Source organism: Streptomyces sp. NPDC048349, assembly GCF_040651925.1.
Taxonomy (GTDB): Bacteria; Actinomycetota; Actinomycetes; order Streptomycetales; family Streptomycetaceae; genus Streptomyces.
Window position 1 is genome coordinate 26,578 of sequence record NZ_JBEZLA010000064.1, and the last position, 16,471, is coordinate 43,048.

At 71.9% G+C, this 16,471-nt stretch carries 16 protein-coding genes; 11 read left to right on the forward strand and 5 right to left on the reverse strand.

Features of this window, described 5'->3' with window-relative positions; genetic code table 11:
- Positions 1-9 precede the first annotated feature (9 nt).
- Positions 10-438 carry a DUF3052 domain-containing protein gene (locus tag AB0D44_RS28220; protein ID WP_069920150.1) on the reverse strand — a complete coding sequence of 143 codons (429 nt, stop codon included), beginning with the start codon at positions 436-438 and terminating at the stop codon, positions 10-12.
- Positions 439-896: 458 nt separating this feature from the next.
- On the opposite strand from AB0D44_RS28220, the gene aceE reads away from it, so the two are divergent.
- Entirely contained in the window at positions 897-3,629 is a 2,733-nt protein-coding gene (aceE, locus tag AB0D44_RS28225) for a pyruvate dehydrogenase (acetyl-transferring), homodimeric type (RefSeq protein WP_362595986.1), read from the forward strand.
- Between the two features lie 139 nt (positions 3,630-3,768).
- Positions 3,769-4,647, forward strand: a complete 879-nt coding sequence (locus AB0D44_RS28230; RefSeq protein ID WP_362595988.1) for a potassium channel family protein — start codon at positions 3,769-3,771, stop codon at positions 4,645-4,647.
- Here AB0D44_RS28230 and AB0D44_RS28235 read toward each other — a convergent pair.
- Complete coding sequence (locus tag AB0D44_RS28235) at positions 4,644-5,024, reverse strand: peptidase inhibitor family I36 protein (protein ID WP_362595990.1); 381 nt, start codon at positions 5,022-5,024, stop codon at positions 4,644-4,646. The genes AB0D44_RS28230 and AB0D44_RS28235 overlap by 4 nt on opposite strands.
- Before the next feature lie 346 nt (positions 5,025-5,370).
- Here AB0D44_RS28235 and AB0D44_RS28240 point away from each other — a divergent pair, with 346 nt between their 5' ends.
- The 3 genes from AB0D44_RS28240 (at position 5,371) to AB0D44_RS28250 (ending at position 8,327) form a co-directional block, all read left to right on the forward strand.
- A complete protein-coding gene (locus AB0D44_RS28240) occupies positions 5,371-6,063 on the forward strand; it encodes a TetR family transcriptional regulator (RefSeq protein ID WP_362595992.1) in 693 nt (230 codons plus the stop codon).
- Positions 6,064-6,257: 194 nt separating this feature from the next.
- Positions 6,258-7,397, forward strand: coding sequence for an alpha/beta hydrolase (locus AB0D44_RS28245; protein WP_362596016.1), 1,140 nt, complete (start codon positions 6,258-6,260; stop codon positions 7,395-7,397).
- 75 nt (positions 7,398-7,472) lie between these two features.
- Positions 7,473-8,327 carry a DUF4429 domain-containing protein gene (locus AB0D44_RS28250; RefSeq protein ID WP_362595994.1) on the forward strand — a complete coding sequence of 285 codons (855 nt, stop codon included), beginning with the start codon at positions 7,473-7,475 and terminating at the stop codon, positions 8,325-8,327.
- 52 nt (positions 8,328-8,379) lie between these two features.
- On the opposite strand, the gene AB0D44_RS28255 is transcribed toward AB0D44_RS28250, so the two are convergent.
- Together AB0D44_RS28255 and AB0D44_RS28260 are read right to left on the reverse strand one after the other, a co-directional pair.
- On the reverse strand, positions 8,380-9,414 hold the full coding sequence (locus AB0D44_RS28255) for an aldo/keto reductase (protein WP_362595996.1): 1,035 nt from the start codon (positions 9,412-9,414) through the stop codon (positions 8,380-8,382).
- Positions 9,411-9,803 (reverse strand): MerR family transcriptional regulator, encoded by a 393-nt coding sequence (locus AB0D44_RS28260; protein WP_362595998.1) that lies wholly within the window; start codon positions 9,801-9,803, stop codon positions 9,411-9,413. The genes AB0D44_RS28255 and AB0D44_RS28260 overlap by 4 nt, the downstream gene beginning before the upstream one ends.
- Positions 9,804-9,854: 51 nt before the next feature.
- Here AB0D44_RS28260 and AB0D44_RS28265 point away from each other — a divergent pair, with 51 nt between their 5' ends.
- Positions 9,855-10,676, forward strand: coding sequence for a serine hydrolase domain-containing protein (locus AB0D44_RS28265; protein WP_362596000.1), 822 nt, complete (start codon positions 9,855-9,857; stop codon positions 10,674-10,676).
- Here the strand turns inward: AB0D44_RS28265 and AB0D44_RS28270 are convergent.
- On the reverse strand, positions 10,673-11,365 hold the full coding sequence (locus AB0D44_RS28270; RefSeq protein ID WP_362596002.1) for a pirin family protein: 693 nt from the start codon (positions 11,363-11,365) through the stop codon (positions 10,673-10,675). The two genes, AB0D44_RS28265 and AB0D44_RS28270, sit on opposite strands and share 4 nt — an antisense overlap.
- Before the next feature lie 81 nt (positions 11,366-11,446).
- Here AB0D44_RS28270 and AB0D44_RS28275 point away from each other — a divergent pair, with 81 nt between their 5' ends.
- The 5 genes from AB0D44_RS28275 (at position 11,447) to fabF (ending at position 16,343) form a co-directional block, all read left to right on the forward strand.
- On the forward strand, positions 11,447-12,664 hold the full coding sequence (locus AB0D44_RS28275) for a helix-turn-helix domain-containing protein (RefSeq protein ID WP_362596004.1): 1,218 nt from the start codon (positions 11,447-11,449) through the stop codon (positions 12,662-12,664).
- A gap of 89 nt (positions 12,665-12,753) precedes the next feature.
- Positions 12,754-13,671, forward strand: coding sequence for an ACP S-malonyltransferase (locus AB0D44_RS28280; RefSeq protein WP_362596006.1), 918 nt, complete (start codon positions 12,754-12,756; stop codon positions 13,669-13,671).
- Positions 13,672-13,690: 19 nt separating this feature from the next.
- Positions 13,691-14,695 (forward strand): ketoacyl-ACP synthase III, encoded by a 1,005-nt coding sequence (locus AB0D44_RS28285; protein ID WP_362596008.1) that lies wholly within the window; start codon positions 13,691-13,693, stop codon positions 14,693-14,695.
- Between the two features lie 54 nt (positions 14,696-14,749).
- On the forward strand, positions 14,750-14,998 hold the full coding sequence (locus AB0D44_RS28290; protein WP_361760513.1) for an acyl carrier protein: 249 nt from the start codon (positions 14,750-14,752) through the stop codon (positions 14,996-14,998).
- Positions 14,999-15,077: 79 nt separating this feature from the next.
- Positions 15,078-16,343 carry a beta-ketoacyl-ACP synthase II gene (fabF, locus tag AB0D44_RS28295; RefSeq protein WP_362596010.1) on the forward strand — a complete coding sequence of 422 codons (1,266 nt, stop codon included), beginning with the start codon at positions 15,078-15,080 and terminating at the stop codon, positions 16,341-16,343.
- The last annotated feature ends 128 nt before the right edge of the window (positions 16,344-16,471 follow it).

Here is a 16,471-nt window from a genome sequence, read left to right on the forward strand (position 1 = left end):
GGGCGCGGCTTAGCGCTTGGACTTGACGGCCGTCTTGGGCGTCACCAGCTTGGTGGCGGCCCACTCCTTGCCCACGGGAAGACCCTTGGCCAGCGAGAGGCCGGCGGTCTCCGCGGCTTCCTTGATGTCGCTGGCCTCGACGTAGCCGGGGCGGCCCGTCTTGGGGGTCAGCAGCAGGATCAGTGCGCCGTCCTCGATCAGCTCGGTGGCATCGACCAGGGCGTCCGCCAGGTCGCCGTCGTCCTCGCGGAACCACAGCAGCACGGCGTCCGCGACGTCGTCGTAGTCCTCGTCGACGAGATCGCCGACGAGCTCATCAACGACATCACGGAATTCCTGATCGACGTCGTCGTCGTAGCCGATCTCCTGGACCACCTGTTCGGACTGGAAACCCAGCCGGGCGGCCAGGTTCTCCGCGTGGTCCGCGGTCGCGCTCACGGGGTGCCTCCTGCTCATGTTCGGTGAATGTCTTCGGCGGCGCGCGTACGCGCAGCATGGGACGTAGTCCACACGGGCGCGGCGGATCGCGCAAGTACCCGGCCGCCGAGACCGTCGAAACGGTGACGATTGCGGCCGTCTCGCCGCAACTTCCAGCCTCCCCGTGCGGGGCTCTGGTGATTCATCCCACACCATTGCAGCCCATTCGGCATCATCGGCAACACCTCGGGACTTTCCTGCCTGTTTGAGGGACGAACGTCCTTGCGAGTTTTCTCGGTGGGGCGTGACCGGCTTGGGCGTAAGGTTGCGATTTGGCCCGACGCCCTCGGAAGCGCCCGGCCCGACTTCCTGCCGTCTCCAGGGATTACCCAGCGGTAAAGATGACGATTTCGGCCGGGCGTAAGACCATGGGAGGCGGCGAACCCAAGGCACGACTCCCCCGACAGCGAAGGAACAGCGTGGTTTCCGCATCCGATCGCAATCCGATCATCATTGGCGGCCTGCCCAGTCAGGTCCCGGACTTCGATCCGGAGGAGACGCAGGAGTGGCTCGACTCCCTGGACGCGGCGGTCGACGAGCGGGGCCGTGAACGCGCCCGTTACCTGATGCTGCGGCTGATCGAGCGGGCCCGCGAGAAGCGCGTGGCCGTGCCCGAGATGCGCAGCACGGACTACGTCAACACCATCGCCACCAAGGACGAACCGTTCTTCCCCGGCAACGAGGAGATCGAGCGCAAGGTCCTCAACGCCACCCGGTGGAACGCTGCCGTCATGGTCTCGCGCGCCCAGCGCCCGGGCATCGGGGTCGGCGGCCACATCGCGACGTTCGCCTCTTCCGCCTCCCTCTACGACGTGGGCTTCAACCACTTCTTCCGGGGCAAGGACGAGGGTGACGGCGGCGACCAGATCTTCTTCCAGGGCCACGCCTCCCCCGGTATCTACGCGCGCGCCTACCTCCTGGACCGGCTCTCCGAGCAGCAGCTCGACGCGTTCCGGCAGGAGAAGTCGAAGGCCCCGTACGGCCTTTCGAGCTACCCGCACCCGCGGTTGATGCCGGACTTCTGGGAGTTCCCGACCGTGTCGATGGGCCTGGGCCCGCTCGGTGCGATCTACCAGGCCCGGATGAACCGGTACATGGAGGCGCGCGGGATCGCGGACACCTCCAAGTCCCACGTTTGGGCGTATCTCGGCGACGGCGAGATGGACGAGCCGGAGTCGCTCGGCCAGCTGTCGATCGCCGCCCGCGAGGGCCTGGACAACCTGACCTTCGTCGTCAACTGCAACCTGCAGCGCCTCGACGGCCCGGTGCGCGGCAACGGCAAGATCATCCAGGAGCTGGAGTCGCAGTTCCGCGGCGCGGGCTGGAACGTCATCAAGCTGATCTGGGACCGCTCCTGGGACCCGCTGCTGGCCCAGGACCGCGACGGCATCCTGGTCAACAAGATGAACACCACCCCCGACGGGCAGTTCCAGACGTACGCCACCGAGTCGGGTGCGTACATCCGTGAGCACTTCTTCGGGGACGACCAGCGGCTGCGGGCGATGGTCGAGAACATGACCGACTACCAGATCCAGCACCTGGGCCGCGGCGGGCACGACCACAAGAAGGTCTACGCGGCGTACGCGGCGGCCAAGGCCCACAAGGGCCAGCCGACGGTGATCCTGGCGCAGACGGTCAAGGGCTGGACGCTGGGCCCGAACTTCGAGGGCCGCAACGCGACGCACCAGATGAAGAAGCTGACGGTCGACGACCTCAAGCGCTTCCGCGACCGCCTGCACATCCCGATCACGGACCAGCAGCTGGAGAGCGGCGCGCCGCCGTACTACCACCCGGGCCGCAATTCGCCCGAGATCCAGTACATGCACGACCAGCGCAGCTCCCTGGGCGGCTACGTGCCGACCCGAGTGGTGCGCGCCAAGCCGCTGCAGCTGCCCGAGGACAAGACGTACGCGGCCGCCAAGAAGGGCTCGGGCCAGCAGTCGATCGCCACCACGATGGCCTTCGTCCGCATCCTGAAGGACCTGATGCGGGACAAGGAGATCGGCAAGCGCTTCGTGCTGATCGCGCCCGACGAGTACCGCACCTTCGGCATGGACGCGTTCTTCCCGAGCGCCAAGATCTACAACCCGCTGGGGCAGCAGTACGAGGCGGTCGACCGCGAGCTGCTGCTCGCGTACAAGGAGTCGCCGACGGGCCAGATGCTGCACGACGGCATCTCGGAGGCGGGCTGCACGGCCTCGCTGATCGCGGCGGGTTCGGCGTACGCGACGCACGGCGAGCCGCTGATCCCGGTGTACGTCTTCTACTCGATGTTCGGTTTCCAGCGCACGGGTGACCAGTTCTGGCAGATGGCCGACCAGCTGGCGCGCGGTTTCGTGCTGGGTGCGACGGCCGGCCGGACCACCCTGACGGGTGAGGGCCTGCAGCACGCCGACGGTCACTCCCAGCTGCTGGCGTCGACGAACCCGGGCTGTGTCGCGTACGACCCGGCCTACGGCTACGAGATCGCGCACATCGTCCAGGACGGTCTGCGGCGCATGTACGGGCCCGAGGCCGAGGACGTCTTCTACTACCTGACCGTCTACAACGAGCCGATCCAGCACCCGGCCGAGCCGGCGGACGTGGACGTGGACGGGATCCTCAAGGGCATCCACCGGGTGTCGGCGGGCACCTCGGGCACCATCGGGGCGCAGATCATGGCCTCGGGCGTGGCGGTGCCGTGGGCGCTGGAGGCGCAGCGGATCCTCGCGGCCGAGTGGAACGTCCGGGCGGACGTGTGGTCGGCGACCTCCTGGAACGAGCTGCGGCGCGATGCCGTGGAGGTCGAGGAGCACAACCTGCTGCACCCGGAGGAGGAGCAGCGGGTGCCGTACGTGACGCGGAAGCTGTCGGGTGCGGAGGGTCCGTTCGTGGCGGTCTCCGACTGGATGCGGGCGGTGCCGGACCAGATCTCGCGCTGGGTGCCCGGCCCGTACACCTCGCTGGGCGCGGACGGCTTCGGCTTCGCGGACACCCGTGGGGCGGCCCGGCGCTTCTTCCACATCGACGCGCAGTCGGTGGTGCTGGCGACGCTGACGGAGCTGGCCAAGGCGGGTCGGATCGACCGGTCGGTGCTGAAGCAGGCCGTGGACCGGTACCAGCTGCTGGACGTCTCGGCGGCGGACCCGGGTGCGGCGGGCGGCGACGCGTAGGCACCGCGCGGCGGGCGGATGCGGTGGCGGCCGGGCCCGGCCCGCCGCCGACTGACGGCCCGTCCACACGGGGAAGTGAGGCTGCCTCCGGCTTCGGCCGGGGGCGGCTTTGCTTTATGCGTTCCCTACGATGCTCGGCATGAAGGAACCATCCCGCCAGCTGCGCTGGGAGCGGCGGAGCCAGACCCCGCTGCTCGTCCTCGCCGTGGCCTTTGCCGTCGCCTACGCCGTGCCGATCGTCGTCCCCGACGCGAGTGCGCGGGTGCACCGGGCGTGCACGTACGCGGAGTGGGTGGTGTGGGGGGCCTTCGCCGTCGACTACCTGGTGCGGGTGGGGCTCGCGGCGGACCGCCGGCACTTCGTACGGACGCACTGGCTGGACCTGTGCGCCGTGTTGCTGCCGCTGGTACAGCCGCTGCGGCTGCTGCGACTGGTGTCGACGCTGCTGCTGGTGGGCCGGCGGGCGCGGATGGCTCCGCAGGTCCGGCTGACGACCTATGTGGCCGGAGCGGTCGTGGGGCTGCTGATGTTCGGCTCGCTCGCGGTGCTGAGCGTGGAGCGGGACGCCCCGGACGGCAACATCAAGAACCTGGGCGACGCGGTGTGGTGGTCCTTCACCACGATGACGACGGTCGGGTACGGCGACCACTCCCCCACCACCGGCCTGGGCCGGGTGCTGGCCGTCGGGCTGATGCTGTCCGGGATCGCGCTGCTCGGTGTGGTGACGGCGAACATCGCCGCCTGGTTCATCGCCCGTTTCGACCGGGACGACCAGGTGGAGCGGCTCCAGCTGGCGGCCATCCAGGAGCTGCACGCGGAGGTGCGGGCGCTGCGCGCCGAGGTGGCCCGGCTGGGCGGCCCGCAGGCCGGGCAGCCGGGGGCCCCGGCGCCGCGCGAGGCGGTGGCGGGGCACCCGGCCGGCCCTGAGCCGTCCCTTCCCGATCTTGCTCCCCCAGCTGCCGCCGGGAGGCGCCCCCGGACCCGCGCCGCCCGGCAGGCTCCGAAAGAGACGACCTAGCTCTCCCACACCTTGAACGCCCTCACCTGGTAGGGGGACTGGGGCAGCCAGACTCCGTCGCCCGGGTAGGTCTGGAATTCGCCGGTCTCCGCGCACACGGCCGACTGGTAGGTGGTCACCGGGCGTCCGGTGCGGTTGACGAGCGACTGCGCGCTGGTTCCCTCGGGCAGCGCGGTGCAGCTGTTGATGTCCACGGTGCTCAGTTCGTGGGTGTGGCGGGTGCCTTTGAACTCCGGTTTCGCCCAGAGGCACAGCTGGCCGGTGGCGCATGCCCCGGCGGCCGCCCGGCCCGCGGCGTGCGCGGAGCCCGCGGAGCTCGGGATGAGGGCGGTCAGGGCCAGGGCGACGACGGCGAAAGTGGTGCTCCACGTACGCATGACGGGTCAACTCCTTGTGGACGGGCGGCACCCGGACCGTTTCCGGGGCTCCGCTGACACCACGCTGACCTGCGGATACGGGCGGGCGAAAGGGGGCTTGGCCGGGTCCACCCTGATAGGCGACAGCCCTGCCGGAACCGCCCGACGGGCCCTGCGCATCTGCGGAGTTGACGCCTCCGCCAGGCTCTGGCGGGCCCTCCCGGGCGCCGGCGGGCCGGGGGGAGCCGCCCGCCGGCTGTCCCCGAACGAGTTGCCGTCCCTTCACCAACGGCTTAACGGGACGGCCGGTGTAACGGGGGTCACAGGTAGCCTGACCGCCCACTCGGCGTCAGAAAGGAGCCCCGCAGTGAAGACCGACGAGCGGACGGCACCGGCCGCACCGGTGGTGGCGGGACTGCGCGAGCGCAAGAAGCGGCGCACCCGGAGCGCGCTGCTCCAGGCCGCCCTGCTGCTCTTCGTCTCCCAGGGGTACGAGCGCACCACGGTCGACGAGATCACCGACACCGTGCACGTCTCGCAGCGGACCTTCTTCCGCTACTTCGCGAACAAGGAGGAGGTCGCGTTCGCCGTCCAGGACCTGGTCGAGTCCCACTTCTTCGCTGAACTGCAGGCACGGCCGGCCGCCGAGGGCCCGCTCGAGGCGATGCGCGGCGCGGTGCTCTCCACGTGGGACACCCTGGAGGAGGCCCTGTCCGAGGTGGTCCCCGTCGACCTGTACATGCGCAACTACCGGCTGATCGAGTCCACGCCCGCCCTGCTCGCCGTGCACCTGCGCCGCTCCACCGGACTGGAGGAGCGGATCTCCCGGCTGATCGCCGCCCGCGAGGGCCTGGACGTGGACGCCGACCCGCGGCCGCGGATCGCCGCCGCCGCGTTCTGCGGCGTGATGCGGGTCACGGGGCGGCTGTGGGGGCGGGGCGAGGACACCAGCGTGGCCGCGATCCGGCGGATGACCGAGGCGTACCTGGACCAGATCGGCCCGGCCCTGGCCGGGAACTGGCGCCGCCCGCCCGCCGAAGGGCGGGGCCCGGCCGGCTGACCGGTGATCAGCAACCGCCGCTGCGGCCCCACCCGGTCGGCCGTGAGACCCGTCACCCGGCGCGCCCCGGCCGGAACCGGTCTCCTACGCTGGTCCCAGTGAACCTGTCCGGCCTCGCCCTCCCCACCGCTCCCGGCGCCGACCCGCGCCCCGCCGCCCTGCGCACCCTGCTCGCGCTGGCGGTCGTCTTCGTCATGCTCGCGACCACCGGCTGGACGGCCGTGCACCGTCCGGAGGGCGGCACCCCGCTGCGCGCCGCCGCCCTCGCCGCCTGGGCCCAGGCCCGCATCGACGGACGGCCGGTCCCGGCCGCGGACGCCTCCCCGCGGACCGTGGCCCGTTTCTTCGACGGGCTCGACGGCGCCCAGCGGGCCCGGCTCGCCGACGGCTACCCCCTGGTCGTGGGCAACCTCGACGGGGCTCCCGCCGCCACCCGCTACCGGGCCAACCGGCGCGGGCTGGAACAGGCCGGGCAGGTCGAGGAGGCCCGCAGCCGCGACGTGGCCCTGGCCCCGGCCGACCGGCTCACGGCCACCCGCCGCTCCCACCGCTTCGCCTCGCTCGCCGAGCCCGGCCGGCAGATCCTCGCCTTCGACCCCACCGGCGGCGGCCTGGTCGCCGAGGTCTTCGGCGACCTCGACGACGCCCGCCGGGTCTCGGTCGTCGTCCCCGGCGTCGACACCGACGCGATCACCTTCGAGCGCACGCAGCGCCGGTTCACCGCCCCGGTCGGCATGGCCCGGTCCCTGTACGACGCGCAGCGGGAGACCGCCCCGGACGGCCGGACGGCGGTCATCGCCTGGGCCGGGTACGACGCGCCCACCGGGGTCGGCATGGACGCCGCCACCGGCCGGATGGCCTTCGACGGGGCCGTCCGGCTGAAGTCGCTGACCACCTCGCTGCCGGGGAACTCCACCGTGGCGCTGTTCTGCCACAGCTACGGGTCGGTGGTGTGCGGGGTCGCCGCGCACGAGCTGCCGGACCGGGTGACGGACGTGGTGGTGGCGGGCAGCCCCGGGATGCGCGCCGCGAACGTCGCCGGTCTGCGCACCTCGGCCCGGGTCTGGGCCACGCGGGACGAGGGCGACTGGATCGCGGACGTGCCGCACCTGGAGGTCGGCGGGCTGGGGCACGGAGCCGACCCGGTGTCCCCGGAGTTCGGCGCGCGGCTGCTGTCCTCGGCGACGGCCAAGGCCCACACCGGCTATTTCGAGCCAGGTACCGACTCGGTGGACAACTTCGCCAAAATCGGAACCGGCGCATTCGGTTCCGTTGTCTGCGCGACCGGGGACGACTCCTGCCGGGACGGTATGTCCGGCGCGGAGAGCGACTGACACGCGTAGAAGCCCGAAAAGTGGCCCTCGCACCAGGGGGGACGCGTGAGGGCCCCTCCCTTTACCATGTGGCGCATGGGTGACGTACTGGCCGGAAACCATGCCGTCTGGGAGTTCGACTCGGACTCGGTGCTCATCCGCTTCGCACGGGGGATACGAACGCCGCGTCAGCCGAGGCTCTTCCATGCACTGGGAGCCCGCCGGATCCCCCTGGAAGCGGTGTCCGCGGTGACGGTGACCGCCGGGAAGCGGGACACGGTCGTGCTGCGCGCCGTGCCGCGGCCGGGCGCTGATCCGCTGGTGGAGGCCGCCGCCGGGCAGTTGAAGGAGGCCTGCGACCCCTACCGGCTGGTCCTGCCGGGCGAACGGGCCCCGTACGCGGCCGCCTTCGCCGACACCCTGCGCTCCCGGCTCGGCCCGGAGGCCGCCGAGCCCGCCGACCACTTCCTGGTCGGCGTCCCGCAGCCGCCGCTCCAGCTGAAGGCGTACGACGCGCGCGTGGCCTTCGACGGCTCGGCGGTCACCTTCCACTGGTCCCGGACCGGCGCGACCAGCACCAAATGGAAGGCGGGCGACCAGCGTTACCCGCTGGCCGCCCTCTCCGGCGTCGAGTGGGGCTCCCCGGCCGGGCCCGGCGGCCACCTGCGGCTGCTGCTGCGCGAGCCCCCGCCGGCCGGGGCCGACCCGCGCCCGAGCCATGACCTCGCGGCGGCCGTCTTCGCCCTGGGGTGCGGGGCGGTGCACGAGTCGCTGCCGTTCGCCGCGGCCGTCCTCGCCGCCCTGCGGGGGCGCACGCCGGTCGCCGCCGTCCCCTCGCCCCGGCCGTCCGACGAGCGGCTCGAGCACCTGAGCGAGCTCCACTCGGCCGGCCTGCTGACGGACGCGGAGTACGTCACCCTGCGGGACCGGTTCACCGCCGAGCGGCCCTGATCCGGTCCCGCCGCGCCCCGCCCGCCCCGCCCGGCCTGTCCCTCAGGCCCGGCTACGCTTCGCGGGACGCCGAGGTGAACGTCATGTCCGGGTAGCGGTCCCCCGCGACCCGGGAGGCGATCGGCTCCAGCAGCGCCAGCTCCGCCGCCGTCAGCGTGATCCGCGACGCCGCCACGTTCTCCCGCAGCCGGGCCGCCTTGCGGGTGCCCGGGATCGGGACCACGGTCAGCCCGTGCACCTGCGCCCGCTGGTGCACCCAGGCCAGGGCGATCTGCGCCGGGCTCGCGCCGTGCGCCGCGGCGACCTCCCGCACCGGATCCAGCAGCGCCGCGTTCACCTTCGCGTTCTCGCCGGTGAAACGCGGCTGGTGGCGGCGGAAGTCCCCGGCGGCCAGGTCCGCCGACGCATCGGCGAACGCCCCGGTCAGGAAGCCCCGGCCCAGCGGGGAGTACGGCACGAAGGCCACGCCCAGCTCGGCCGCCGCACCCGCCGCGCTGCGCTCCACGTCCCGGCTGAAGAGCGACCACTCCGACTGGAGCGCCGCGATCGGGTGCACGGCGTGCGCCTCGCGCAGTTCCGCCCCGGTGACCTCGCTGAGCCCGAGGTGGCGCACCTTGCCCTCGCGCACCAGCTCCGCCATGGCCCCCACCGACTCGGCGAGCGGCACCGCGGGGTCGCGCCGGTGCATGTAGTACAGGTCGATCACCTCCACGCCGAGCCGGCGCAGGCTCGCCTCCACCGCCTGCCGGACGTAGGCGGGGTCGTTGCGGACGCCGCGGTAGAGCGGATCCTCGTTGCGCTCTATGGCGAACTTCGTCGCCAGGGTGATCTCCTCGCGGTGCGCGGCCACGAAGGGGGCGAGGAACTCCTCGTTTCGGCCCAGTCCGTAGGTGTCCGCGGTGTCGAAGAGGGTGACCCCGGCGGCCAGCGCCGCGTCCAGCGTCTCGCGGGCCGCCGCCTCGTCGGTGTCCCCGTAGAACTCGCTCATGCCCATGCAGCCCAGGCCCTGGACGCCGACGAGCGGACCGCCCTTGCCGAGCTCGACCTGCTCGATGGCGGTGCCGTCGTACTCCGCTGTGACCGTCATGCCTGCACCTTCCCCGCGACCGCGTTCATCGCATAGAAATCGATCTTGTAGTCGAGTACCGCGAGCGCGTCCGTCAGCTCCGAGAGCCGCGCCCGCACGTCGCGCCGGGTGGCCTCCAGCAGCTCGCGGCGTTCGTCGAGGGTGTGGTCGCCCTCGCGGACCAGTTCGGCGTAGCGGACCATGTCCGCCACCGACATCCCCGTCGCGCGCAGCTTGCCCACGAACGCCAGCCAGTCGAGGTCCTTGTCGCTGAAGCGCCGCTGCCCCGAGTGGGAGCGGTCCACGTGCGGCATCAGGCCGATCCGCTCGTACCAGCGCAGCGTGTGCTGCGTCAGACCGGTCCGGGCCTCGACCTCGCTGATCGTGTACCGCGTCTGCGTCAGGCTCATGGCCACACGCTAAAACCCTTGAGTGCACTCCAAGCAAGTAGGCTCGACGCCATGGAGAGCTTGCGGATCATCGAGAACTGGCCGGTGCAGACGGCCGCGGCGGCCGTCGTACGCGCCGACGGCACACTGGCCGGCTCCCACGGACCCGTCGACCACCGCTTCGCGCTGGCCTCGGTCACCAAGCCGCTCGCCGCGTACGCGGCCCTCGTCGCGTACGAGGAGGGGGCGATCGAGCTGGACGAGCCGGCCGGGCCCGACGGGTCGACGGTTCGTCACCTGCTCGCGCACACCAGCGGGCTGGCCTTCGACGAGCACCGGGTCAGCGCCCCGCCCGGGCAGCGCCGGCTGTACTCGAACGCCGGTTTCGAGGTGCTCGGCGACCACATCACCAAGGCGACCGGCATCCCCTTCGCGCAGTACCTGCACCAGGCGGTGTGCGAGCCGCTGGGCATGACCTCCACCACACTGGAGGGTTCGCCCGCCAAGGACGGCGTCTCGACCGTCTCCGACCTCGTACGGTTCGCCGCCGAGCTCCAGGCGCCCCGGCTGCTCGACGTCCGGACGGTGGCGGCGGCCACCTCCGTCGTGCACCCCGGCCTCAAGGGCGTCCTGCCCGGCTACGGGCACCAGTCGCCGAACGACTGGGGCCTGGGCATGGAGATCCGCGACGGCAAGTCCCCGCACTGGACGGGAACTTCCTCCTCCCCGCGCACCTTCGGCCACTTCGGCCAGTCCGGCACCTTCCTGTGGGTGGACCCGGACGTCGGCGCCGCGTGCGTGGCCCTGACGGACCGCGCGTTCGGCCCGTGGGCGGTGGAGGCGTGGACCCCGTTCACCGACGCGGTCCTCGCCGACCTCCGCTCCTCCCGCTAGAGCGCCGGGGCGGGCGGGGCGGGCGCGGCGGGCGCGGCCGGCAGTTCCCAGATCAGCAGCTCGCCCGGGGACCCGGCGACGATCTCCAGGTCCTTCTCGCCGGTGATCCGCACCGCGTCCCCCGGCCCCAGCTCCTCCCCGTCCAGGCGCAGGTCCCCGCGCACCACGTGCAGGTAGACCCGCTCCGCCGCCGGTACGGGCACCCGCTCGCCCGCGCCCGGCCGCCGGACGTGCAGCACGGCTCCGGCCGCGGGCAGCGGGTAGGGCGCGTGGTCGCCGATGCCCCTGACCACCTCGTAGGAGGGCTCGCCGCCGGGCGTGAGCGGCGCGAGCCACATCTGCACGAAGCGCAGCCGCCCCTCGCCGTCGTTGCGCTCCACGTGCCGCGCACCGGATCCGGCGCTGAGCCGCTGTACGTCGCCGGGCCGCACCACGCCTTCCTCGCCGGTGTCGTCGCGGTGGGTGAGCTCGCCCTCGACGACCCAGGTGACGATCTCGGTGTGGCTGTGCGGGTGCTCGTCGAATCCGGCGCCGGGGGCGAGGGTCTCCTCGTTGCAGGCCAGGACGGGGCCGAAGCGCAGGTTGTCCGGGTCGTAGTGGGGTCCGAAGGAGAAGGCGTGCCGGGTGGTGATCCCGGCGGCCGGATCCCCTCCCTCGTACCGGTCGGAGCCGCGGCGTACATCAATCATGGGGGCCACCGTAGCCGCCGGGCGCGGGCCGGGGAGGGGACCGGACTCCGCGCAGCCGTCCCGATAAGGCAGTCTTGTCCCGTGCCCCAACCCGAACGTGAGCATTCCCCCGCGACACACGCCGCGCATCCCGCTCCCGCCCATCCGCACACCGCGACGCTGCGCCGACTGGAGAAGTCCTCCGGCCGGCTCGCCGCGAACGCGATCGCGCGGATGGACGAGACCCTGCCGTGGTACCGGGCGATGCCCCCGGAGAACCGGTCCTGGATCGGCCTGGTCGCCCAGGCCGGCATCGCCGCGTTCACGGAGTGGTTCCGGCACCCGGAGACCCCGCAGGCGATCTCCACCGACGTGTTCGGGACGGCTCCGCGGGAGCTGACCCGGGCGATCACCCTGCGCCAGACCGTGGAGATGGTCCGCACCACGATCGAGGTCATGGAGACGGCGATCGAGGAGGTGGCGGCCCCGGGCGACGAGCAGATCCTGCGCGAGGCGCTGCTCGTGTACGCCCGGGAGATCGCCTTCGCGACGGCCCAGGTGTACGCGCAGGCCGCCGAGGCGCGCGGGGCGTGGGACGCGCGGCTGGAGTCGCTGGTCGTCAACGCGGTGCTGTCCGGTGAGGCCGACGAGGGCGCGCTCTCGCGGGCGGCGGCGCTGGGCTGGAACTCCCCGGAGCACGTGTGCGTGGTGCTGGGCACCGCGCCGGAGGGGGACAGCGAGCTGACGGTCGAGGCGATCCGGCGCGCGGCCCGGCACCACAAGCTCCAGGTGCTGACGGGGGTGCTCGGTGACCGCCTCGTCGTCATCGCGGGCGGCAGCGACAACCCGATGCAGGTGGCGAAGTCCCTGATCGGGCCGTTCGCGGCCGGTCCGGTGGTGGCCGGCCCGGTGGTGGCCGATCTGCTGAACGCGACCAAGTCGGCGCAGGCCGCGGCGGCCGGGCTGAAGGCCTGCACGGCCTGGCAGGACGCCCCGCGCCCGGTGCTGGCGGACGATCTGCTGCCGGAGCGGGCGATCGCCTCGGATCCCGCTGCGCGGGAGCAGTTGGTGGAGGAGATCTACAGACCGCTGGAAGAGGCGGGGTCGGCGCTGCTGGAGACCTTGAGTGTCTATCTGGAGCAGGCCAGCAGTCTCGAGGGGGCGGCCCGCATGCTGTTCGTGCACCCCAACACGGTGCGCTACCGGCTGCGACGTGTGACCGACGTCACCGGCTGGTCACCTTCTGATGTCCGCTCCGCGTTCACGCTGCGGATCGCCCTGATCCTGGGGCGTCTGGCCGACGGCGAGAGCCAGTCCTAGACTTTTGTCGGACATCAACAATTACCCCGACGGTTCTTGGTCCCTGTCCCCACGGGCGGCAGGGACCCTCCACAAGAGAGAGTGTGAGGGTGCTCGTACTCGTCGCTCCCGGCCAAGGCGCTCAGACGCCCGGCTTCCTGACTCCCTGGCTCGACCTCCCCGGTGCCGCTGACCGCGTCGCCGCATGGTCGGACGCCATCGGGCTCGACCTCGTCCACTACGGCACCAAAGCTGACGCGGACGAGATCCTCGACACGGCCGTGGCCCAGCCGCTGCTGGTCGCGGCGGGTCTGCTGTCCGCCGGCGCGCTCGGCCCGGCCTCGGCCTTCGGTGCCGTGGCGGGCCACAGCGTCGGTGAGTTCACCGCCGCCGCGTACGCCGGCGTCCTGTCCGACGCGGACGCGCTGTCGCTGGTCCGTACGCGCGGTCTGGCCATGGCCGAGGCCGCCGCCGTCACCGAGACCGGCATGGCCGCGGTCCTGGGCGGGGACCGTGACGTGGTCGTCGCGCACCTGGAGGCGCTGGGTCTGACCCCGGCCAACATCAACGGCGCGGGCCAGATCGTGGCCGCCGGCACCACGGAGCAGATCGCCGCCCTGGTGGCCGAGAAGCCCGAGGGTTCCACGAAGGTCGTCGCCCTCAAGGTCGCGGGCGCCTTCCACACGCACCACATGGCTCCTGCGGTCGACGCGCTGGAGAAGGCCGCCTCGGTCCTCTCCCCGGCGGCCCCGGCGCTGAAGTACGTGTCGAACAAGGACGGTCATGTCGTCACCACGGGCGCCGATGTCGTCGCCCGCCTGGTCGGCCAGGTCGCGAACCCGGTCCGCTGGGACCTGTGCATGGAGACGTTCGCCGAGCTGGGCGTCACGGGGATCATCGAGCTGTGCCCCGGCGGCACCCTGACGGGTCTGGCCAAGCGTGCGCTGAAGGGCGTACCGAACGTGGCCCTGAAGACCCCGGACGATCTCGACAAGGCCGCGGCGCTCATCGCCGAGCAGACGGCCTGAGAGAAGGAGCCCACACAGCATGTCCAAGATCAAGCCGGCCAAGGGCTCCCCCTACGCCCGCATCCTCGGTGTCGGCGGCTACCGCCCGACCCGTGTGGTGCCCAACGAGGTCATCCTCGAGACGATCGACTCGTCCGACGAGTGGATCCGGTCCCGCTCGGGCATTGCGACCCGGCACTGGGCCTCGCCCGAGGAGACCGTCGCCGCGATGTCGGTGGAGGCCTCCGGCAAGGCGCTGGCCGACGCCGGTGTCTCCGCCGAGCAGATCGGCGCCGTGATCGTCTCGACGGTCTCGCACTTCAAGCAGACCCCGGCCGTCGCCACGGAGATCGCGCACCGGATCGGCGCGGGCAAGCCCGCCGCCTTCGACATCTCCGCGGGCTGTGCCGGCTTCGGCTACGGCCTGACCCTGGCCAAGGGCATGGTCGTCGAGGGTTCGGCCCAGTACGTCCTGGTCATCGGCGTGGAGCGGCTCTCGGACCTGACCGATCTGGAGGACCGCGCGACGGCCTTCCTGTTCGGTGACGGCGCCGGCGCCGTGGTCGTCGGCCCCTCGGAGGAGCCGGCCATCGGCCCCACGGTGTGGGGTTCGGAGGGCGACAAGTCCGAGACCATCAAGCAGACCGTGCCGTGGGACGAGTTCCGCAGCAAGGACAGCACCGAGAGGTTCCCGGCCATCACGCAGGAGGGCCAGGCGGTCTTCCGCTGGGCCGTCTTCGAGATGGCCAAGGTGGCCCAGCAGGCGCTCGACGCCGCCGGGATCACCGCGGACGACCTGGACGTCTTCATTCCGCACCAGGCAAACATGCGGATCATCGACTCGATGGTGAAGACTCTGAAGCTGCCGGAGCACGTCACGGTCGCCCGTGACGTGGAGACCACCGGCAACACCTCGGCCGCCTCGATCCCGCTCGCTATGGAGCGGCTCCTGGCGACCGGAGCGGCGAAGAGCGGCGACACCGCGCTCGTCATCGGCTTCGGGGCGGGACTCGTCTACGCCGCGACGGTCGTTACCCTCCCCTAGGGTCCGGATTCGCATCCGGCCCGAATACCCAGTTACCCAGAGAAGGAGCGCCACATGGCCGCCACCCAGGAAGAGATCGTCGCCGGTCTCGCGGAGATCGTCAACGAGATCGCCGGCATCCCCGTCGAGGACGTCCAGACCGACAAGTCGTTCACGGACGACCTCGACGTCGACTCCCTCTCCATGGTCGAGGTCGTCGTCGCCGCCGAAGAGCGCTTCGACGTCAAGATCCCGGACGAGGACGTCAAGAACCTCAAGACGGTCGGCGACGCCGCGGACTACATCCTGAACCACCAGGCCTGAGCCTGACGAGCGTTTGTCGCCACCCGGCGGTGGCGCCGTGACAATTCAGCACCCCCTGAGACGTGGAGAAAGAATTCCTGTGAGCCCGACCAATCGCACCGTGGTCGTCACCGGTATCGGCGCAACCACTCCGCTGGGTGGCGACAGCGCTTCGACCTGGGAAGGTCTGCTCGCCGGCCGTTCCGGCGTTAAGCCCCTGGAGGGCGAGCGCTTCGCCGAACTCCCGGTCCGCATCGCCGCACCGGTCGCCGTGGACCCGAGCGAGGTCCTGCCCCGGCCGCTGGCCCGCAAGCTCGACCGCTCGGCGCAGTTCGCCGTCATCGCCGCCCGCGAGGCGTGGGCCGACGCCGGCTACACCGCCCCGGCGGGTGAGGACGCGGGCGTCGCGCCCGAGCGTCTGGGCACCGTGATCGCCTCCGGCATCGGCGGCGTGACGACCCTGCTCGACCAGTACGACGTCCTGAAGGAGAAGGGTGTGCGCCGGGTCTCCCCGCACACCGTCCCGATGCTCATGCCGAACGGCCCGTCCGCCAACGTCGGCCTGGAGGTCAACGCCCAGGCGGGCGTGCACACTCCGGTCAGCGCCTGCGCGTCGGGCGCCGAGGCCATCGGCTACGCCGTCGAGATGATCCGCACCGGCCGCGCCGACGTGGTCGTCGCGGGCGGCACCGAGGCGGCGATCCACCCGCTGCCGATCGCCGCGTTCGCCAACATGATGGCGATGTCCAAGAACAACGAGAACCCCGAGCTGGCCTCCCGCCCGTACGACAAGGCCCGTGACGGCTTCGTGCTGGGCGAGGGCGCGGGCGTCGTCGTCCTGGAGTCCGCCGAGCACGCCGCCGCGCGCGGTGCCCGGGTCTACTGCGAGGTGCTGGGCCAGGGCCTGTCCGCGGACAGCCACCACATCGCGCAGCCGGAGCCGACCGGCCGCGGTGTCGCCGCCGCGGTGCAGAACCTGCTCGACAACACCGGGCTCGACACGGCCGAACTGGTGCACGTCAACGCGCACGCCACGTCCACCCCGCAGGGTGACACGGCCGAGCTGAAGGCCCTGCGCAAGGTCCTGGGCGACGACCTCGACCACATCGCGATCTCCGCGACCAAGTCGATGACCGGCCACCTGCTGGGCGGTGCGGGCGGCATCGAGACCGTCGCGACCGTGCTGGCGCTGTACCACCGGCTGGCCCCGCCGACGATCAACATCGACGAACTCGACGAGGACATCGACGCGGACATCGTGCGCGGCGAGCCGCGCAAGCTGCCGGCCGACGGCCCGATCTCCGCGATCAACAACTCCTTCGGCTTCGGCGGCCACAACGTCACGCTGGCGTTCCGCACCGTCTGATCCCGTTGCACGGTTCCACGTGAAGGGGCCCCGCCCGGCAGTCGCCGGCCGCTACACCAGCCCGCATGTGCAGTCGGTCACCGAGCGGATCAGCCTCGACGGGGCGCCGGTCACCGCCGAGCGGTTCA